This window comes from Bacteroides sp. HF-4919 (assembly GCF_018860125.1).
In genome coordinates this window covers 14,457-36,016 of record NZ_JAHKNF010000002.1, presented here as the reverse complement: position 1 = coordinate 36,016, position 21,560 = coordinate 14,457, and the positions used below count along the sequence as shown (strand labels likewise).

The following is a 21,560-nucleotide window of genomic DNA, read 5'->3' as shown; positions in this document are numbered from 1 at the left end:
ATTTAGAATGTTATATTGGCACCTATTGCAATTGTTCTAAACGGAGAATAGCCCATACCGGTAGCAGATTCCGGGTCTTGGCCTTCAAATCCGGTAATTGTCAGCAGATTTTCAGCTGAAACGTAAACACGTGCATTCTGCATAGCGATTTTTGAAACCCAGTTTTTCGGTAGAGTATAACCTAAAGACAGGTTCTTCAATTTGATGTAATCACCTTTGTATAGCCATAAAGTTGTATTTCCATGACGATTTTGTACATAGCCGTCTATATAAGCCATACGCGGATATTTCGCATTGATGTTGGTACGTGGATCATCCGGATTTTCGGGATTGTAGAAATAATGGTTTTCGGCAATCCGTTGTGCGATGGTGCTACCCCATTCTGTAGATGCGGCATTATAGCCAGTGGTTGCTCCCCAGTATATGCTGAATCCGGCAGCTCCCGCCCATACCATAGAGAGGTCGAATCCTTTCCATGCGGCAGAGGCCTGAAAACCGAAATTATATTTGGGCTTATTGGATGTTTTTTGGAAAGTATAGTCGTTATCGTCACCATATACTCCATTATTATTGGAGTCGGCATAGATGTAATCACCATACCAGATCTTGTTTTTGGCAACCGTCTTGCCTGGTTGAAATTCATATCCGGCTGCGATCATGTCTTTTACCCATGTCATATCTTTTTCTGTACGGATCATACCGGTCTTAGGTCCTCCTTGAGGATTTACGCTGCCATCCGCATTGTAGTAAGAGCCATTGCCATGATAAACGTTCCGTAAATAGTATTCATTCATCATGCGGCCTTCAACAATGGGGGTTGTGCCACCACTGGACACTTTACCGATATTATCTTCCCATTTACCTCCGGTCAGTTTGTTATTCGGATCTTCTACCCATGTTCTTTCATAAGAGCCGTTATAGGCATCTATATTGCTTTTGTTGTATGAGAAGTTGCCGTTAATGGAGTAGCTTACCCCTCCTATGTTATCACGCCATCCCAGTGATAACTCAACTCCCTTATTGCTCACTTTGGCGAGGTTCTGACGGGGGGCAGTCATTGTTCCGAATACATAAGGAATAGTTGGGCGGTATAAGATACCGTCGGTTTTCTTCTGATACAGGTCGGCACTTATGCTCAGACGGTCCTTTAATAAATTAACATCAACACCAAAGTTGACAGAGGTGGTAGATTCCCATTGCAGTAAGCTATTGGCGATGGCACCCATATACAGTGCAGAATTTAAGGCATTTCCAAATACTGCGTTGGTGGTACTGTATACCGACATGTATTCGTAGTTACCAATTTCAGAGTTACCTAATTTACCCCAAGATGCACGGATTTTCAGGTTATCCAGCCAGGCACGGGTATTTTCCATGAAGCTTTCTTCTGAGATGCGCCATGCACCTGATAAGGAAGGGAAGAATCCCCAACGATGATCTTTATGGAAGCGTGAGGATCCGTCATAACGGAAATTCGCCTCAAATAAATACCGGGAATCATATGCATAGTTCACGCGTCCGAATACAGAACGTGTGGCATAATCCTGGGTTGCACCTTTGGTACTTGTCATTTCGGTTGCTTCATCAAACTGGTTCAGTGATTCGTCGATCAAGCCTTTCTTTGCGGCATCTACAGTATAGTAATTCTTGTAGAATTCCTGATAACCTAACAATGCGGATACGTCGTGTTTCTGAGCAAATGTGTGATGGTAGTTTAACAGGTTTTCCAATGTATAAGAATAATTGGATTCATAACCGAAACTTGTGCTTAATTGAGAAGGAGGAGTGATACCATCGACAATTACCCCGTCACTGAAACGTGTCTGATAAGCGGGTACTCCCCATTGGCGGGTTTCGTAGATGTAACGGTTGTAATTGAAGTTGAAATCCCAACTTAGATCTTTAAAGAACTTGACCTTACTAAACAGGGTCGTGTTGAAACGGTTGTAGCGTTTGAAGCCATCATTCCGTGCCAGTTTATATAGTGGGTTATTGGCTGTTGCACGTTCGTCCGGACATTCCGGGTAGCCGAAACTTCCGTTCCATTCGGGATAAGTACCGGCTGTAGATTGTCGGAGGAAAGTATTGGCATTGCTAAAGTCACCCACCTCACGGTCCATTTGTGAGGCATAAGTGCGCGTACCTAAAGTCAACCATTGAGTTGGGTTGGCTTCAATATTGGCACGTACAGAGTAGGTTTTGTTGGCTGTATTGTCTACAATACCTTCATTATCCTGATAACGGGCTGACAATAAGAAACGAATTTTGTTAGATCCTCCTGAAACCGAAAGATTATGTTCGTGTATCATACCTCCTGAGTATAGCTCTTTCAGCCAGTTGGTATTTGGGTATGCGATGTAATTAGGAACACCGTTCTCGTTTACTCCATTGGGATCTTTTGATTTCTCTCTCCACAAATCGATATACTTTTGGTCAAAAAGAGTTCCGGAGCCAACATTTTCGCAAGATTCGTTCATTAATTCCATATAATCCGCATAATTGCTCATAGTTTCTATCATGCGTGTCGGGCTGTTGAAAGAGACGCGTCCACTATAGTTTACCTGTATCTTGTCGCGATCGCCGCTTTTTGTTGTGACTAAGATGACTCCGTTGGCAGCACGGGCACCATAAATAGCACAAGAAGCTGCATCTTTTAGAATAGAGATATTTTCTATGTCCTGAGGGTTAATGGCATTCAATGAACCTTCCATGCCATCGATGATAATCAAAGGTGAGGCATTATTCATTGTACCGTTACCGCGTACCCGTAGGGTTGTGTTATCCTCTCCCGGCATTGCCGAGCCTGAGCTGGCTTGAAGTCCTGGACTTAGACCGGCTAATGCCGAAGATACTGTCGTAATGGGGCGTGATTTAGTTTGTTCTTCAAAATCAACGGAAGATACGGCACCTGTTAAATTTGCTTTCTTCTGTGTGCCATACCCTACCACTACTACCTCGTCGAGTGTTTTGCTGTCTTCTTCCAGTTGGATGTTGAAAGACACCTGGTTGCCACTTACTTTGACTTCTTTATTGAGATAGCCGATGTAAGAGATTTGCAGTGTTGCGTTGGACGGTACTTCGAGACTAAACTCTCCGTTCAGGTTTGTGATGACGCCAATAGTTTTATTACCTTTTACAATGACGTTAGCTCCGATAATCGGTTCTCCATTTGCATCTTTGACAATACCTTTAATCGTTCTGTGCTGTTGGGGGACTGCTGTGATCGCATCTCCGTTTTCAACTGTTTCTTGTGAAGAAACAGCCCAGGCACTACCGCTTAAAAGCATTATTAACGATGTACTTACAAGTACCCTTTTAGAAGATAAGGGTAGCAAATGTAATTTGCTTTTTCTCATAATACTTTAGATTGAGTTAATAAAAGTGTTAAATACATCGCAAAACTACGGTAACTGATCTGATCCGATGTGATACTTTTATTCTCAATAGGGGCACTAATTATTCAGAGCCTATTTGGAATCTGTCCTAATCCGTGTTTTCCATATGGTTTTATGTACAAAATTTTGTGATAAGATGCTAAATTGAATAGGAATCTTGGGCATAATTTGTTCTTTTTCATGATCCGTATACTATTAAACTTTACAAAAAACAAATGAAAGAATCGGACTATGTCGTGAAGCAGACCTCTCTATGCTATTTTTGTTCGCAGTATAGACACTAATTGTTCTTAACTCAGTAGAAGTTCCAGAAGAACTTTGGCGATGTCGCTGGAGAAAGAACGTATTGAAAAGGAACATATTGAAGAAATGAATCAAGCTAAATTACGATTCTTTACCAACGTGAGCCATGAGTTCCGTACTCCTTTAACTCTCATTATAAGTCAGGTAGAACTTATGTTACAGAAGAATACAATACCTCCATCTTTGCACAACAGTATTTTCAGGATAAGGAAGCATGCCCAACAAATGAAACTCCTAATCTCAGAATTACTTGACTTCCGGAAATTCGATCAAAACTATATCCAATTAAAACTATCGGAACAAAGTCTGAATACATTTTTGGAGGAGGTCTATCTGTCTTTCTCAGCTTATGCCTCTCAGAAGTCTATTTCTTATCATCTGAAGCTACTGGAGCAGGATGTATTTATTTGGATAGATGACTGGCAAATGAGAAAGGTTCTGTTTAATTTGCTTTCGAATGCTTTTAAACATGTTCCGGATAAAGGAAAAATAAATATATTGACCTCTACTACGCCGGATCAGGTAATTATTGCGGTTAAAGATTCCGGAAATGGCATTAGTAAAGAAGAACAGGAGCGGATATTCGACCGTTTTTATCAGGCAGACAATCGGAATAAAGCGATTCATGTTGGCACTGGTATCGGGCTCGCATTAACGAAAAGTATTATTCAGCTACATCATGGTACAATTGAGGTAGAAAGTGAGTTAAATGAAGGAAGCTGTTTTATTGTGAAGTTACCTAAAACTCGTGCTTGTTTTGAAAAGGATACTGAAGTCGTTTTTCTGGAATCTCCAGAAAAAGAGCCTATGATACAAGAGAGTACCATACCGGATGAGAACTTTATGGAAAAGGATGATTCTATGTTCGAAACTCCCTTGATAGATGGGCGGGAAGGGAAACGGAAAGTTCTGTTGGTAGAAGATAATGTGGAACTTCTGCATGTACTCAAAGAAATATTTTCATCACTTTATCAGGTGGTGACGGCAGCTAATGGCGAGGAGGGATTAAAACAGGCTTTTGCAGAAGTTCCCGATTTGATAGTGAGTGATGTTATGATGCCGGTAATGACAGGAACGGAGATGTGCCTGAAAATAAAGAATAACATAAACCTGTGTCACATTCCGATTGTATTGTTGACTGCACTTGACACTGTAGACCAAAATATTGAAGGACTACGTCGTGGGGCAGACGACTATATCACCAAGCCATTCAATGCAAAAATCTTAATAACCCGTTGCAATAATTTGATCCGTAACCGCTTGTTGATGCAAAGCCGTTTTGCTAAAGATCAGATTTCGGAAGTCAACCTGTTGGCTGCTAATCCGATAGATAAAAGTTTCTTGGATAGAGTAATCAAAGTGGTAGATAAGTATGTTGATAATGAGGATTTTGATATTGGTATATTATGTCAGGAACTTGGAATGGGACGGACATTGTTGCACACAAAATTCAAAGCATTGACAGGAATGACACCCAATGAATTTATTCTAAATCACCGATTGAAAAAAGCATCGCTGATGTTGAAGAACGAACCTTATTTGCAGGTAGCAGAAATATCCGATAGGTTAGGTTTCGGTTCTCCGCGCTATTTCAGTCGTTGTTTTAAAAACCAATATAACGTTACTCCGATGGAATATCGCAAAGGAGCTAAACAGGAAAATCTTAAATGACCTAAGTTGGATACCGGATAAGGAGAATAACATCTGAAAGTAAATTTATGCTCGTAAAGAAACTATTTAATCAATATGGACTCATGGTCTATTTAAATAGCCGGATTAAAAAGAATCTGATGATAGGTGAGAGAAGAGGGATTTTGCCGTAATATCGCCAAAGTTCTTCTGGAACTTTTTTCGCGCCATATAAAGTAGGTCACTGAAATGCTGATGGTGATGTAACTGAGCCATGCCCACCAAGTAAGATACCAGGGAGTGCTGATATGTATCTGTAATAAGATTTCTTGTGCTTTGCGCATTTTCAGCGAGTTGCCTTTTTGGCGTACGTGTAGCACGTAGTCTCCAGGATCAAGGTTGGTGTATTTCAGGCTTGTTTGTGAGGTGAGTGACCATTGCTTGTCAAAACCTTCTAACTGATACTCATACCAAGTATTATTCAGTATATCCACATAGTTGGAAGAAGCAAACTCAATAGTCAGGTTATTTTGAGCGGCATTTAGATTTACTTCCCGGACAAAAGGGAGCCCTTCTGTCAGTATACGACTTTTGTCATCCGGACTTATCCGTGCGTTGTTGACGGATAAACTTGAAAAATAGAGTTTAGGTTTGGGATATTCTTTGTTCAGGTCTTTTTCCAGAAAAGAACTAAGCCCTCCTGTACCTCCAATAAATATTGTATGGTCACTACACATCCATACACCACAACCATTAATGATGGATGAGAGGGACAGTCCGTTATCCAGTTCAATGGAACGGAATGATTCGGTGGTTGGATTAAATAGTGTGATACCCCGATCACTTGTGATAAGTATGTTATCTGTCGAAGTCTGTAGAAGATTATAGCAATAATTGCTAAGTAGTTGGTTCTGTTCGGGAGTATAGTTGATGCAGGTCTGAGTTTGTTCGTTATAGCAAAAAAGTCCTGAACCTAAAGTGGCGATATAAAGATATTGATTGTTACCTTTCAAAATCTTGCTGATGCCGAACTGTCCAATGGATGCAGGCAGGCTGAATGATTTGACTTCTTCGGGGTGTTTCAGGTTTATACTATATAAGTTAGTACCTGCCGACAACCAGAGAAAGCCTTTGGGGTCAATGGTGAAAGTTTGATAGTAATATCCGTCATAAAGCAAGCGGAATTCATTCGTATCGGGATTCATGGAGAAAACTCCGTTGCGTGCGGAAACGATTAGCTGGTCGTTATAGAAAGATACTTGGAAAATAACATCATTGGGCTCTTTTTTGCCTTTCGTGGAGTAATTGAGGTAGTTGTAAAAACGTCCTGTTTTGCGGTCGAGCCGGGAAAGACCTCCCATATGCGTACCTATATATAAGCAGTCTCTTTTAGGGTCGTAACAAATACTCTTCAGATTGTTGTGGGGCAGAGAGTTGGGTCCTCCGGCAGTGTAAGTCCTGAAATGCCCCGCTTGGCGGTCTAAACATGCCAATCCGCCACCATCGGTGCATATCCATAGGTGATGATCTTTGTCCTCGGTCATGGCCCCGGCGAACGGGTAGTTGAGACAGTCACTGCGATCGGGATTATAAGTGTAGTAATTGAATGTGTTGTTATCCGGGTTGAAGTAGTTGACTCCTCCATAATAACTACCTATCCAGATAGTGCCTTGTATATCTTGATAGAGCGAAAATATAGAAGAATGGCTGAGTCCTCCCGGGCGTTGTTCTTGCTTGATGAGGCTGTAGGTTTGGGTGTGTGGATCATATTTTTGTAAACCGTCGAAGGTTCCGAACCAGATGTTCCCTTGCTGATCTTCAACAAATTCACGTATTTGTTCACTGGAAATGCCTTTGGGGGATGAGGGGTCATAAGGAATACGGTTAATTTGTCCGTTTCGGTTGATATGGTATAGCCCTTGTGTACGGCAACCTACCCAAAGTTCCTGACTGGAATCTTGGAAAATACGGTAAACATCTACTTTGGGGATCAGGCATTGAACCGCTCCTTTATTTTCTGTCGTATATAGGCCTTCTTTGGCACCGATATAAAATCTGTTGCCATCTGTCATCAGATAGTTGATGGATGGTATACCTGTTTTTTGCTGAAAATCTAATTGATTGTTTTGGGGATTGTATCGGAAAATAGAGTCGTGCCCGGCACACCATATCTCACCGGCATGAGATGTTAGAGCATAGACAGAGCCTTGACGCAGACGTTCGAAAGTCTCTTTACGAATATCGTATTTCAATAAAGCACGATCAACAATTAAAAACACATCTCCGTTTTGACTTCCAGTAATGGCGCTCACCTCATTCCCTATCAGAACTTTCTGATCCGGTTGATTCCCGTTCTGGATCCATGCTTTATAAACCGTCATCCTATCACTATTGTAGATGTTGACCCCTTCACGTGTACCAAACCACATTCTACCCAGTTTATCTTGATAGATAGCCATAACAGACGATTGCGAAAGACCTTCTTCTCTACCTATGTGTTTAAAATATCCGGCGTATGATAATTGAACGATGAAAATGCCGATAAAAGAAAAGGCTAATTTGTGTTTATTCATAGTTATTCCGTATTTATAAACGCAAATATATAAATAACAGATAGATTTAGTATACCAACTCTACGAAAAAAGTATATAAACAGAAATAAACCTCCCTACCATTCAACAGATAGGGAGGCTTGTGGGGGAAATCGTAGGTTTATCGGATGCTTTCCTGTATTTTCGGTTTCAGGATAGCGGTCCAGAGATCGTAGCCATTCTGATTCATGTGCAGGCCGTCCGGTTTAAAGATATCTTTTCGCAGTTCTCCGTTTGCACCGTACAAGCAAGAGGCTACGTCGACATAAGTGAGTCCGTCCGTCTTCGAAGCATACTCTTTAAGCAAAGTATTAATGATTTCATGCTTCGGAATCATCTCCTTGCGTGCGAGCGAAGGCTTATAGGAGAGAATGAATATCGGAATATCCGGATAGTCCCGTTGCAGCCGGTTGGTCAGTAAACGAAAAAAGTCGAATGTTTCTCCGACAGTCAGATCCTCGGGGGTACCTGCAAGATCATTTTCTACATAAACCACGATACTGCGCGGGTGATATTCCCGGGCAATCACGTCGTAATTATAAAGCATGTCTCGTAAGGCGGCACCACCGTATGAACGGCGGAGAATCTTCAGTGGGGCCATGTCCCGGTAAATGTTATCCCACAAGTTGATGGAAGAACTGCCTAAAAAGAGAACGTCGCAAGAAGTATCTCTCAATGTCCGGTTTTCTGTTTGGTACCGGTCTATTTCTCCTTGGTATCGGGTTACCCATGTAACCGGATCCGTGTGGCGGACAGGAAGATATTCGCTGAAGCGCACAGAATCCTGTGGCGTTTGTACCTCTGCTGCAAGAGTGTTGCAGCAGAGGAGGACAGTACAAAAGGTGATAAATATTGATTTTATCATTTATTTCTTTACGTTAAATCCAAGTTTCTTCAATCCGTTCTGCACGTCGGGATGACTCATGAAAAGTTTCCATAGAAGTCCGGTCCGGTAGTTTTCTATCATTACGGCTATCGGCCCTTGGTCGATGGCCAGATATCGCTTCGGATACCAGTCCGCGGTTTCGCTGAAGGCATCATAGAATCCGTAAGGACCGAATACCTTATCTCCCATCTGATACAGATGACGCATCACTTGCAGTGACTGGTCCGGTGTATAGACGATGGAAGAGAGGGCGGCGGTGGGAGAGATCACTCCCCGGTCATCACGTTCCAACGGGCCGTGGGCAGCATATCCATCCACGGAATAACTGGCGGTCAGCCCCCAGCAGTCAGCCCCGTAACCTTTATAATGTTTGGGGTTGCGGATGCAATATTCACGGTTTACCAGTGTAAGATTTCGCATCTCGTTGAAGTAGCTCGGGCAATATTCATCTTTCAAACCCACCGGATCGAGTCCGAGGAAGGAATACTGCGCCCAGAACAACGGACCGACTTCTCCACCCTGATAGCGGAGATGCAGTTCGATACCCTCTACCCGGTGTGGAGAAACAATCGCGCCATTCTGTGCCCATCCTTCATGATATACCGCAGCCGGCACTCCATGAGTAGGAGAAGCAGCGGCAAGGATATACATAATCAGGCATTCATTGTAGCCGTGTACCGGAAAGTTCATTTCCCAACCATATTCCGGACTCCAGTGCCAGTAAAGCACATTTTGCCCGTCACGGCGATACCAGTTCCAGTCTACCTCCTGCCATAGTTTATCGATACGTGCCGCAAGAGCTTTCTCTTCGGTTGAACCTCCTGCATAGTATTGATGTACGGCCAGCAAACCTTGCATCAGGAAAGCTGTTTCTACCAGATCGCCTCCATTATCTTTTTGTCCGAAAGGTTGCACACGTCCCGTTTCACCGTTCCACCAGTGTGGGTAAGCGCCTTTAAAGCGGTCCGCCTTTTCCAGGAAACGGACTATTTTCTCCATGCGGCGCAGCCCTTCTTCCCGGCTGACATATCCACGATCGATACCCGCCAGTATGGCCATGATGCCGAAGCCGCTTCCTCCTGAAGTAACAATCTCCGGACCTCCGGCCGGATATTCGCCATCCATATGATAGCGTTCGCGTGCCAGTCCGCTATTGGGTTCGGCTGCTTCCCAGAAATAATTGAAGGTTCGTCGCTGGACGGTATCCATCAGGGCATCGTCTGTCAGGGTAGCGACAGAAGAAGGTTTATCCTTTGGCTTGCAAGCTACAAGAAGAAAAAGAGCGAAGAGGAAGAAGAGGAGCTTGCTGTTGTGAGTGACAAGTTGGGTATTCATAATGATTTCTTGTTTGTAATGGTTTTGGTTTCACCACAGATTACACGGATTTTCACAGATTAATCATTTATCCCGTTGATATTTAAGATTAAAATTCTGTGTTAATCTGTGTAATCTGTGGTGAGATTAATTCATTTCTATTCCCTTGTGTAGCCGATTCAACGCAACGTGAACCGTGCCGTTTTCACGTTTTGGCTGTCAGGTCCTATCATCACATCGAAATCGCCCGGTTCGGCTACGAATTGCAGGTCGGCATTGTAAAACTTCAACATTTCCGGAGCAATCGTAAAACGGACAGTACGCGACTCATTGGGCTGCAGGTAGATCTTTTCAAATCCCTTAAGCTCTTTTACCGGGCGGGTGACACTGCCTACGAGATCACGGATGTAGAGTTGCACTACTTCACTGCCGGCACGGTCTCCGGTATTCGTTACGGTGACGGAGGCTACCAACTGATTGTCCATCCCGATGGAGGGTTGACTTAAAGTGACATCACTGAAGCGGAATGTGGTATACGACAATCCATATCCGAACGGATAAAGTGCATCATTGTCTACGTCCAGATAGTTGCTGCGGAATTTCTCAAACCATTTGCCTTCTTTGAGCGGGCGACCTGTATTTTTGTGTGCATAGTAAAGCGGAATCTGGCCTACATTCTTCGGGAAAGTCATGGTGAGTTTGCCGCTTGGGTTCACTGCTCCGAACAGTACATCGCCGATAGCCAAGCCTGCCTCCGAACCTCCGAACCATACGTTTAAGATGGCGGGTACATTCTCCTGCTCCCAGTTCAGCACCAACGGACGGCCAGTGAAGAGTACGAGAACCACCGGCTTGCCTGTTTTCAGTAAAGCTTCCAGGAGTGTGTGTTGTACGTCCGGCAGGTCGAGGTTGGTACGACTGCTGCTTTCGCCGCTCATTTCCGATGATTCGCCCAGCGCGGCAATGATTACGTCCGACTGTGAAGCTATTTTCAACGCTTCGTCCAGCAGTTGCTTGTCAGTACGGTTGTCGCGGTTCAGCGAACGGCCAAACAGGGTGGCTCTTTCCTCATAGGCAGCATCGCTTATCAGGTTACTGCCTTTGGCATAAAGAATCTTTGCCTGATTGCCTACCCACTCGGTCAATCCCTCTACCAGAGATGGGCTCTTGTCCAGAACTGCCGCCACACTCCACGTACCCGGCATATTCGAGCGGGTATTGGCCAAGGGACCTATCACTGCGATGGTACCGGTGGGTGAGAGAGGGAGAAGGGGAGAGGAACCGGGAGAGAGCTGTCCGTTTTTCAGTAGTACGAAACTTTCTCCGGCAATTCTCCGGGCTACGGCACGATGCTCTTTGGTAAAGATGTCACGTGCCGGACGTTTCAGGTCACAATATTTATAAGGATTGTCAAATAATCCCAGTTTATATTTGGCTTCCAGAATGCGGCGGCAAGCGGTATTAACGGTTTCTACCGATACTTTGCCTTCTTCGATCGATTTTTTCAATGTGCCGGCGAAGCCTTCACTGACCATGTCCATATCTACTCCCGCATTGATGGCACGTGCCGATACGGTTTGCAGGTCGCCAATCCCGTGTTCTATCATTTCAGAGATTCCGGTGAAGTCTGTCACTACGAATCCGTTAAATCCCCATGCTCCACGCAGCACATCGGTCATCAGCCATCGGTTGGCAGTTGCCGGCACACCCTCCACTTCGTTGAATGAAGCCATTACACTGCCTGCTCCAGCTTCAACACCAGCCTGATAGGGGAGCATGTAATCGTTAAACATCCGTTGGCGGCTCATGTCTACGGTATTGTAGTCCCGTCCGGCTTCGGCTGCCCCATACAAGGCAAAATGCTTGATACAAGCCATGATCTCATCGTTACGGCGCATATCCTTTCCCTGATATCCGCGTACCATGGCTTGGGCAATCTGAGCTCCGAGGAAAGGATCTTCGCCCGAACCTTCGGATACCCGTCCCCAGCGTGGATCGCGACTGATATCTACCATCGGACTGAAAGTCCACGAGATGCCGTCAGCGCTTGCTTCGATGGCTGCGATACGTGCCGATTCTTCGATGGCCGGAATATCCCAGGTACACGAAAGCCCCAATGGGATAGGAAAGATGGTTTCGTAGCCGTGAATCACGTCCATACCGAAGAGCAGAGGGATACCCAGACGGGAATTTTCTACAGCCAGACGCTGTACGTCACGAATTTTATCCACCCCTTTCAGGTTGAAGAGTCCACCTACTTCACCTCGCTTTATCTTGGCGGCTATGTCACTGCTTTTAGCTTGTCCGGTGGTGATTTCACCCGTTACCGGCAGGTTAAGCTGCCCTATTTTTTCTTCCAGGGTCATCCGTTTCAGCAGATTGTCCAGAAAACGGTCCATGTCCTGAGGAGCTTTTTGCGCTTGCAGCCCCAACGGGAGTAAAAGTGCAAGCAGAATGAGTAAAGAATATTTCTTGTTCATAACTGTATATGGTTAAGAGTTCACCACAGATTACACGGATTATCACAGAGAAGAGATCCATTGGATTGATAATCTGCACTTAATATATCTATGATAATCTGTGTAATCTGTGGTGAAACTCTGAGATTAATAATCCGGGTTCTGTACCAATACGCCTTTCGACTTGTCTATCTCGTCCTGTGGAAGTGGTAGCAAGGCATTCTTGGGTTGATAACCCGTTTTGCCAGCAGCATGTAGCACTTGCGAAGCGATACCCCAGCGTACCAGGTCGTAGAAACGTCCCGATTCCAATCCGAGTTCTACCCGTCGTTCATGCCGGATGGCATCACGCAACACGGTCTGATCCAATGAAGTCACTTTGGGCAGAATGTCCGGGTTGTTGCCACGGGCGCGGGCACGTACCATTTCCAGATAACCCGATGCTTCGCCTGTTTTCCCTAACTCATTAGCCGATTCTGCTGCCATCAGCACTACGTCGCCATAGCGGATGATACGGATGTTCACCCAGAAACCATGACGGGTAAACTCCTCACGAAGTGCCGGGTTGGTATAAGCTTTCTTGTTAAAGTAAGCCCCGTCAGCCTGTGATACCGGAGACTCTCCATAAGGCTTGTTGGTGTTTTCAGGAGTGATCGGGTCGTCATCCGAACGGCGGAAGTAGAGCAGGGTAGCGTCTTTGCGCGGGTCACCCGGTTCGAATGCTTCACCCATCAGTTCGGTTCCCATATGCCATCCCCAGCCAAGGTCCCATTGGCCGGAGCCGCGTACACCTTGTACCTCGCAGAACTGACTGCCTATTTTATCACTTGCAGGCAGGGCGGCAGTCGATGCACATTGCAGCTCAAATACCGACTCACTGCTGTTTTCGCCATCATCGGTAAAGATAACGTCATAAGGGGTGTCCAGATTATACTGTCCGGAATTCATTACATCGGTTGAGGCAGTATACATGTTCTGCCAGTCGTTACGCATCATATACGTGCGGGCATGCAGTGCACGGGCACTTCCCCAGGTTAGACGTCCCAGGTAGGCAGACTGCCATTGACGGGGTAAAAGCCCTTCAGCCTGTGTCAGGTCTGAGTCGATCTGTTTATAGATCTCTTCGGCGGTGGTCTTCGGTACATTGGCTTCCGAGGCGTCGTTCACTTTGAAAGTGACCAACGGCACTTCGCCGAATGCACGGACCAGGTTGAAGTAACAGTAAGCACGGAAGAAAAGAGCTTCTCCCTTATTCCGGAGATCATTTTCTTCTGTCAGGTTACCTTTCTCGATGGTTTCTATCACGTCGTTGCATTGATAGATGATAGCGTAATTCTGGCTCCAGTAGGCTTTGATCAGTCCGTTATTGGTATTGTACTGGAAATCATCGTACATGGCAGCCTGATCGGCACCGTCGCTCGCCGTACTTCCTTTTTCCGAATCTTCCGAGCGGAAATATTCGATGGCAAAGGCCGGGATACCTGCGGTAATGTTATAGTTACGCATCATGGTGTAGATATTGAAGACTTTTCCTTCGGCAAGTGCTCCGGGATTATCATCTTCGGTGAACTGCCCTTGAGGGTGACGGTCCAGAAAATCGTTGCAACTGCTGAAGCTCAGAGCCGATACGGCTAATGCAATGGGTAGGATGTATTTATTTAGTTTCATACTCTGCTTCGTTAAAATGTTAAGTTAATACCAAATGTATAGACTGCCGGTACCGGATATGTTCCGTTATCCACTCCGAAGGCAATGGCCGATCCGCCGATTTCCGGTGTATAGCCCGTGTTATGCTTCCACGTCTTCAGGTTTTGTATGTTGACATAAACCTTCAGAGCCTGCATGCGTATTTTCGCCAGCAAGGTTTTGTCGAAGTTGTAAGCCAGTTGGAGGTTACGGATACGGAAGAAGCTGCCGTCTTCGATGAAGTACTCGGAGTTCTCGCTGTTGATGGCATGTTTTGTATTCAGCAGGGGTTGCGTGTTCGATGTGCCTTCTCCGTGCCAGCGGTCGAGACGTTGCTCCATATAATTGAACTGTGCCCAGTTATAATTGTCCCAGGTACGGTAAATCTGATTGCCGCCTTGTCCCATCATTTCCATGCTGACTTCCCAGTTCTTATATGAAAGGCCGAGGCTGATGCCGTATGTTACGTCCGGTGTCGGATCACCGATCATCGTGCGGTCGTCCGGTGTGATTTTTCCATCTCCGTTTACGTCGGCAAACTTAAGGTCGCCGGGTGTGACGGTTGCCAGTGTATTCGCCGGTGAAGCGTCGATCTCGGCCTGGTTTTGGTAAACGCCCGCTACTTTGTAGCCATAGAAATAACCGATCGGATAACCTGCCATTGTGTAGCTTTGGCTTTTGTCGCCTGCGATGATGGAGTATCCTTCCTGTACCAGACTCTTCACTTTGTTACTGATAGTGGTCAGGTTCGCGCTGACAGAATATCCCCAGTCGCCGATCTGATCTCTCCAGGAGGCCATCAATTCGATACCTTTGTTCTCAATCTCTCCAAGGTTTCCGATACCCGGTACGGTTCCCGACAATCCCGGTACGGTAGCCAGCAGGTCTTTGGTATTCTTCTTGTAATATACTCCTTCCAGATGGAAGCGGTTGCGGAACATATTGGTCTCGAATCCGGTTTCCCATGCTTCTACTTTTTCCCAGCGGAGGCGCGGGTTGGGCAGGTAAGCCAGTTGGTATCCGGGATAGATGATAGCCGGTTTGCCGAATACGGCAGCGAAAGCATTCTCCAACAACGGTTCTGCCGGATAAGCCCTATCCATATTCTGGTTACCTAATGTGCCCCACGAACCTTTCAGTTTCAACATGTCCAGCCATGTGATGTCTTTCATGAACTCCTCTTCAGTCATCAGCCATCCGGCACCTACAGAGTAGAAGTTCTGCCATTGGTTGCCCGTGTATGCGAAGGCCGATGAGCCGTCACGACGGAACGAGCCGTTGAACAGGTATTTCCCTTTATAATTATAGATGACACGGGCCAGCATGGACACGGTGGTGCGTTCCCACTGTGTACTTCCGTTGGTAGCGGTAGCCAGATCGCCAATGCTGACGAACCATTTATCGGGATTATTCGGAATCACCAGCCCGATACCCTGTCCGCGCGAAGCATCCAGTCCGCTGAGTGAATTGTAGTAGGTTGTGAAACCGGCAGTAGCGGTCAGGTTGTGTGTACCATCGGCAAAACTGTTTTGGTATGTCAGCAGATAGTCACTCTGCACTTTGGTTTCGTTTTGTTTGTTCTGGCTCACTTCCGTCTTTCCCGTTCCGAGTGTAGCCACATTGCCGGCTACGGTTGCGTCATATACTTTAATGATCGGTTTGTAAGTCCGGCTGTCATTGGTGGCATAATCCATGGAGAACATTGCTTTGAATGTGAAATGCTTCAGGAAATCCACTTCACCGTAAATGCTGCCCGATGCACGGTAATTGATGGCGCGGGTGGTGTTGGCACGCAGATCTACGTCGACCAACGGATTGGTCATCTGTGCTTTCTGGAATTCCGGCAATGAAGTATACAGACCGTATTCTTCGTTGTAAACCGGAGCTACAGGAGTAGTGCGAATCGCGTTCAGGACCGTTTTGCTGTCGGCCGGGAGCATTCGTGCTCCGTTGAACTGAAATCCCACTTTGATATCTTTGGTGATCTTATAATCATTACTTGCATTGATCGTCACTTTGCTATACTTCTCATGCTTAATGTTTCCCTGTTCGTGCGAGTAGCCCACACCGAGATAGAAACTATGTTTTTCCGAAGCACCTGTGATACTGATATTATTGTTCGTGATGAATCCGGTCTGGAATATTTCGTCTTGCCAGTCCGTATTTGCGTTCCAGTTGCTGAAGTCGAATGGGGTGTTTCCCTGATTCGCCATCTGCTCGTTATAGAGTTCCTTGAACTGTGGCGCATTCACCATTTTGATTTTGTCTACTACGGTTTTCCATCCGAAAGAGGTGTTGATATTGACCAGCGTCTGTCCCTCTTTGGCACGTTTGGTAGTTACGATGATCACGCCGTTGGCACCACGTACACCGAAGATAGCCAATGAAGAGGGGTCTTTCAATACTTCCATCGATTCGATGTCTTCCGGGTTCAGGAAGTTGATATTGTCATTGAAGAGTCCGTCTACAATATACAGCGGCTTGTAACCATTGATGGAGTTTGTGCCGCGGATACGGATTTCGGGATCGGCACCTGCCTGTCCGGAATTGACAATCTGCACACCGGCAATCTTTCCTTGTAGGGATGATAGTGGGTTAGTGGCCGGTTTGTTGGCTATTTCCGAACCCTTGATGTTGGTGATAGAACCGGTCAGGTCACGTTTCTTGGCGCTACCGTAACCGATAATTACTGTTTCGGCAAGCATTTGGGAGTCGTCTTTAAGCGTGACATTAATTACAGTCTGCTGCCCCACTTTGATTTCCTGCTTTTCATATCCTACATACGAGAATACAAGCACATCTTCAGGGGTAACAGAAATGGAGTATTTGCCATTCATATCGGTGATGGCTCCGGTAGAAGTCCCTTTTACCAGAATAGATGCGCCGATCAGGGGCTCATGGGTTGAATCTGTAACAGTACCCGTTACTGTTTTGGTTTGCGCCATGGCTACCGATGCGCTCAGCAGTAGGCACGTCAGGACAAATACACTTTTTAGCCATAAGGCTCTCTTCTGCCGAAGAAGTCGTAAAGGTTTAGTCTTCATTGCATTAAATTTTACCATTGTATAACTATTTTGATTTAACACACCTTCTGCCAGTTCTCTTTCAGATACTCGATAGTTATATCGACGGCAAAAGTACCCAATGAAACAAATAAATGTCGAAAAAGATGTGAACGGATGGAGACTCCCTGCACTTTTAACATATGCCGGACTTGGAAACTGACTAATGTATTTTTATATATGGCTCCCTGAATGGATCGGTCAAAAACAATTCGCCCAGATGATAGAAACATCACCTGGGCGAAACCATTTATACTGTGAGGACTATCCTTCGGTGCGACTTGGTCATTTGCTTCAAAACCGCTCTTGTCTCAATCTTTTGTTGCAGTGGTAACGTGGGAATTTGATATAGTTCTTTTTGTGTGTTTATAAAGATGAGACACATAAATATATAAAAAAAAGATGCGTTTTCTTTATACGTTCATGGAGATATATAAAGAAAATACGTTTTTTTCTACATTGATATAGTCTCTGAGCGAACCGGATAGAAACAATTTGCCCGGATGATGGAAACATCATCCGGGCGAAATCATTTAAATTTGTACTTCGATATTCAGCTTACCGCCAAGCCCCCTTTCAACTATATCTATCAGGGTTTTTAGGGTCAAGTTACCTCCATCATTCTCTACTTTAGAGATAAACGTACGCTTTTTATCAATGCGCTCAGCCAGTTGAGCCTGTGTCATTTCTTTCTTCTGACGGGCATTACGGATTTGAACGCCAATGCGCAGTGTTTCAAGTTCACGCTCCAAATTGTCTCGTCTGGGTGTACCTTTTACACCGTAAATTTCATCTTTTAATTGATCTAATGTTGTTATATCCATTATTACCTCCTTTTTTTATCATCATAATATTGGGCCATCAACCGGACAGCCTTGTCTATCTCTTTTTTAGGGGGTTTCTGCGTCTTTTTCTGAAAACCGGAAAGCAAAACCACTAATCGTCCCTTATCGAAAAAACAGAAGACACGAAATATATCGCTACCTAAGGTGATACGCATTTCATACAGACCGTCCGTACTCTCTATGTGTTTAAGATACTTCGTTGGAATACATTCTATATTTTCTAAAATATCTAAGATCTTAATAATCTTGTTTTGTACTTTCGGAGATTGCTCCCTATAGAATTCTTTAAAATAGGACTTATACATAAGGAGCTCTCTAACCTTCTTTTCCATTCGACAAAGGTAACGTATATGTTACATATAAACAAGCGAAAAGTTCAGCAATTACAAAGATTTATGATACAACTACCCTTTCAACCCGGAAAACGAAGGCAACCGGTAAACGTGTCTTTTTCCTCTTTTCCCGCACGAAGATAGGGTGCAGCCGTTCATCCATCAATGACCGCTACGCTATTTCAGCACAAAATATCCTGCGCTCCTGCGTCGTGCGGTATTTTCTGTCGAAATTCATTGCTGGCTGCCCGTCTGTGTCCGGATGGATGTTTAAGAAAAAAGGAAAAAAATGTGTAGGGGCTGCGCTGGTGATACCGGAAATTATGTGCACCTTTGTATGTTTCCAGCAGTGTAGGCCTTGCCGGTTACTTGGCGGCTGCTGAGAGACGACTATTTAAAAACTTTAGATAAACGGTTCTGCTCCCGTGCCTGATACTGTAATGGGTCGGCATATTTTTCTTTCTTGCCTTGGCATTGAAAGTTTGATAGTTTAAACGGGTCAGCAGAGCCGTTCTATTTTCGTTAAATCACCCTATACTAATGGCGCTCAGTAAACAATCCTATCAATAAAAGTGTTTCATTGTACTTTTTTCGTCCGTTTGCTATGGTATTTCAGAAATAATCACCATCTTTGTAATGCGTTATGTGATTTTTTTGATGTAGAATAAAGGGACTGCATTTCTTTGTTTTACACTAACTGTAGGTGTATAATTTTATATGCCTACAGTTTCTGGATAAAAACGGCTCTGCCCCCGGGACTAATACCGTAATGGGTTAGCATATGCTTTTCCTTGCTCTGCATCGAAATTACATAACGCAAGCGGGTCAGCAGGGCCGTTCATTTTTCCCTGCCCGATTTACGTTTGAATTATGGGCGAACAATCTACTATCAAAATTCTGTATTTCCATCGACGCAAAACCAACGCAAGCGGTTGGTATAAGTTGGAATATATTTTTCAGCGAGGTAAAAAGATTCTGCATTATACACTCTCTACCCGGGATTATGAATATTTAGAAAGTTTCTGTTCCCCCTGCATTGCCGAACGTTCAGAAGTGATTGTCTATGTGGCCGAACTTCTTTTGGAAATCCACAAAGTGAAATATTCTCGCTTGAAAGTCAACCCAAGTTATGCCTATGCTACTTCTAAATATAAACCCCGAATCAACCAAATGTGCAAAAAGAGCCGTTACCACAGAACATCTGTCATTATAGACGGGCTATAGTACTTTGATTTTTCATAATAAATTCTCTTTTATAATTGGCCTTGAATCTAAATTCTGCTCACCTAACCAGTTAGCTCGCCGAACCGCTGTCACTCTATCCCCCCGGAGGACAGCGGTTCTCTTTTTGCTTTGCAATTATCAGACTAAGTGACGCTATTGGGTTTAACCTTAAGATAGATTATCGGTCAGGTTAGTGAGTTCTCAAATCAATATCAAGTAAGAATCGGGAAGAAACAAGGCAGTTGGTATCTTAAAATATAAACTCTTTAATGGGTTGTATCTAAGTGTTTTATGATGAATCTATGCTTCTTTATCTCAGCCCTGCTACCCGGGCCTATGGGCCCGGGTAGCAGGGCTCATCAGCCCGGGCATCGGGGCTCATGGGCCCAGGTATGCGGGCTGAGATAAATAGTATACCATTTTCGGTTAAACATTAAAGGAAAACAAAATGCTCTAAACGATATTTTTACTTGAAAAGTGAACTTCTTTCTGTTGTAAATCAGTGGATTATATTCTGATATATCTCTAAACCGGCGGGTGGAAGATGGAAGATGAGGGTGGAAGATGAATGGGCTGAAAACGCTATCTTCCACCACTATATCATATTGTATATTAAATAGATAGGTGTTGAAAGGTGGAAGATGGAAGATCGGAATGTTTTTTTTGTATGAGAGGGGAAAGAAAACAAATTATGGCACCGAATTAGTCACCGATTTTGTGTTTGTATTTTTCGGATCAGCGTAAAAACCGTAGCCAGCCTTTTAGGACATAGCGGATTGGAGCATACAGAGAAATGGTTATACCTTATTTACCCATAATTTAGGCAACATTGTGGCCTATTTCCAAATATCCTCGTTTTCCCAACCAGCCGGAAAGCCCATCGCACGGACATCTATCGAAGGATAGCGGGAAAGCAAATCCTTGAACCTTTCGACAAACGAGTGGTTCGGATTGATTATATCCAGCAGATAAACGGTCATGCTCAATATGAAATAAACCTGCTGTGTGCCATTCGCCGAAAGCGTGACAAAGGGTTTGCGTGGTGAACGGGGCATTAACGGGCGGATGCTAAGTGTCCGATTCCATAAGCGGCAATGATGTGCGCAAATGTTACGGATATAAACAATGCTGTGCAGCCATGAAGCAAAAACAGTGTCGGGCAACCCGAAATAAGCCGCAATGCTCCGCTTTGCCCTTCCGGGAAGCAGATTATTGTATAGAATCGACAATGTACCGAAAGAAGTTATCTCCATTGTTATCCAACTTGGCGGAAAAGGATCGGAATACTTGGATTTGAAAGCAGTGACAAATTCCTCGTCACTGCGCTGGTACTCTTCATCTATCTTTGACAATATCTTGGCGTGACGTACCGGATTGTTAAAATGGGAAGCATCGGCAAACCAATATCCATCCCATTGGGAAGAGAGTATATAGGCGGTCTGTGTGCGTACAGCCACTTCGATCTTTTCCAGTTCCGTAATAATCAGCTTGCGAAGCTCGCTATCAAACTTATAGATATTGTAAGCGGCATCGAATGTACTGCCGGGCTTGAACAAATGTTTTTGCTTGTCTGCCAGCAAAGGATACCAGTAGCCGCTCAAACGGTAATAACTGATATTGCGTAGCAGGTGCAAGGCTTTGGTTTCGTCTGTGAAAACAAGCCCACGCTGTTTGAGCAAAGCAATCTGATCCGGAAAAGATATGAGTTGTTTGGGATAAGGAATTTTAGTCATAGGGGTATAAAAAATAAAAGGCTTACCCTGAGCGCGCTGATCTGACGGGAAGCGGGGTAAGCATGTTGCTGCAAAGGTAAAACTATTCTCTTGAAATACAA

General features: G+C 44.6%; 12 protein-coding genes. 2 read left to right on the top strand and 10 right to left on the bottom strand.

What is annotated here, in order from left to right:
• Positions 1–2: 2 nt before the first annotated feature.
• Positions 3–3,356 carry a TonB-dependent receptor gene (locus tag KO473_RS04430; RefSeq protein WP_122130157.1) on the bottom strand — a complete coding sequence of 1,118 codons (3,354 nt, stop codon included), beginning with the start codon at positions 3,354–3,356 and terminating at the stop codon, positions 3–5.
• A gap of 363 nt (positions 3,357–3,719) precedes the next feature.
• Here KO473_RS04430 and KO473_RS04425 point away from each other — a divergent pair, with 363 nt between their 5' ends.
• On the top strand, positions 3,720–5,369 hold the full coding sequence (locus KO473_RS04425; protein WP_022012545.1) for an ATP-binding protein: 1,650 nt from the start codon (positions 3,720–3,722) through the stop codon (positions 5,367–5,369).
• A gap of 92 nt (positions 5,370–5,461) precedes the next feature.
• On the opposite strand, the gene KO473_RS04420 is transcribed toward KO473_RS04425, so the two are convergent.
• From KO473_RS04420 to KO473_RS04385, 8 genes are all read right to left on the bottom strand, one after another.
• On the bottom strand, positions 5,462–7,900 hold the full coding sequence (locus tag KO473_RS04420) for a two-component regulator propeller domain-containing protein (protein ID WP_044299805.1): 2,439 nt from the start codon (positions 7,898–7,900) through the stop codon (positions 5,462–5,464).
• A gap of 139 nt (positions 7,901–8,039) precedes the next feature.
• Positions 8,040–8,783: an SGNH/GDSL hydrolase family protein gene (locus KO473_RS04415; RefSeq protein ID WP_005779136.1), complete on the bottom strand. Its 744-nt coding sequence runs from the start codon at positions 8,781–8,783 to the stop codon at positions 8,040–8,042.
• Entirely contained in the window at positions 8,784–10,139 is a 1,356-nt protein-coding gene (locus KO473_RS04410; RefSeq protein WP_122130158.1) for a glucoamylase family protein, read from the bottom strand. It lies immediately after the preceding gene.
• A 158-nt stretch (positions 10,140–10,297) separates the two neighbouring features.
• Positions 10,298–12,598: a beta-glucosidase BglX gene (gene bglX, locus KO473_RS04405; protein ID WP_005811975.1), complete on the bottom strand. Its 2,301-nt coding sequence runs from the start codon at positions 12,596–12,598 to the stop codon at positions 10,298–10,300.
• A gap of 126 nt (positions 12,599–12,724) precedes the next feature.
• A complete protein-coding gene (locus tag KO473_RS04400; protein WP_005779130.1) occupies positions 12,725–14,245 on the bottom strand; it encodes a RagB/SusD family nutrient uptake outer membrane protein in 1,521 nt (506 codons plus the stop codon).
• 11 nt (positions 14,246–14,256) lie between these two features.
• Entirely contained in the window at positions 14,257–17,325 is a 3,069-nt protein-coding gene (locus tag KO473_RS04395) for a TonB-dependent receptor (protein ID WP_005779128.1), read from the bottom strand.
• A 533-nt stretch (positions 17,326–17,858) separates the two neighbouring features.
• The gene (locus KO473_RS04390) at positions 17,859–18,149 is read right to left on the bottom strand and encodes a helix-turn-helix domain-containing protein (protein WP_005779124.1); all 291 of its coding nucleotides are present in this window, start codon (positions 18,147–18,149) and stop codon (positions 17,859–17,861) included.
• Positions 18,150–18,151: 2 nt separating this feature from the next.
• Complete coding sequence (locus KO473_RS04385; RefSeq protein WP_122130159.1) at positions 18,152–18,502, bottom strand: type II toxin-antitoxin system RelE/ParE family toxin; 351 nt, start codon at positions 18,500–18,502, stop codon at positions 18,152–18,154.
• Positions 18,503–19,372: 870 nt separating this feature from the next.
• Here KO473_RS04385 and KO473_RS04380 point away from each other — a divergent pair.
• On the top strand, positions 19,373–19,726 hold the full coding sequence (locus KO473_RS04380; RefSeq protein ID WP_005779117.1) for a hypothetical protein: 354 nt from the start codon (positions 19,373–19,375) through the stop codon (positions 19,724–19,726).
• Positions 19,727–20,562: 836 nt separating this feature from the next.
• Here the strand turns inward: KO473_RS04380 and KO473_RS04375 are convergent.
• Positions 20,563–21,459: an Abi family protein gene (locus KO473_RS04375; protein WP_005822858.1), complete on the bottom strand. Its 897-nt coding sequence runs from the start codon at positions 21,457–21,459 to the stop codon at positions 20,563–20,565.
• Positions 21,460–21,560: the final 101 nt, after the last annotated feature.